Source organism: Vibrio sp. 2132-1, from assembly GCF_033344315.1.
In genome coordinates this window covers 1-604 of record NZ_JAWPON010000553.1, presented here as the reverse complement: position 1 = coordinate 604, position 604 = coordinate 1, and the positions used below count along the sequence as shown (strand labels likewise).

Here is a 604-nt window from a genome sequence, read left to right as displayed (position 1 = left end):
GCAAATCTGAACTGAGTGTGTTCCAGTCCTTACTCGGAGACGACACGACCGTCGAGCGTACCGAGCATATCATTAGCGGTCAACGTCGCTGCGTTTACCGAATCCGCGCTTAGATTTCGGCCCTTTCGCTCTCTCTTATAAATGAGACAGGCCAATGATTCATCCTTTACTCTGATTTCTGTGGTGTACGCTTGTAGTATTGAACACGAGTATCCATATGGATTTGGAGAAAGGGATGAGAACTCTACATACTCACACAACGCAAGTATTACCCTCATTTGATGAACTGGTTCAGATGGCCAAAAGCGATCCAGAAGGCTTTGAACAATTTCGCCACGAGATGGCAAAAGAAATGATAGAAAGCGCATCAGAAATGATGCAGCCACGCTTATGGGCTCAGCAAAGCCATATTGATCGTGTGATTCGCAACTGTAAAAACCCTCATCACACCAACGTCGTGCTAATGAATGAACTACAAAAACAAGTCACGAAGTTCAGAGAAGCATTACAAGGAAAAGCGACGTCGGTTAAGACAGACAACGTAGTCGCCTTCAACAGAAACGATTTCTACTGATGTGAGAGTCACACCTTAGGCAGACTCCCA

The 604-nt window shown here is 45.4% G+C and carries 1 protein-coding gene and 1 pseudogene; both read left to right on the top strand.

Features of this window, described 5'->3' with window-relative positions:
* Positions 1-113, top strand: a pseudogene (locus tag R8N47_RS26605) (transcriptional regulator); the annotation flags it as partial.
* Between the two features lie 104 nt (positions 114-217).
* The gene (locus R8N47_RS26600; protein ID WP_031777345.1) at positions 218-574 is read left to right on the top strand and encodes a DUF3135 domain-containing protein; all 357 of its coding nucleotides are present in this window, start codon (positions 218-220) and stop codon (positions 572-574) included.
* Positions 575-604: the final 30 nt, after the last annotated feature.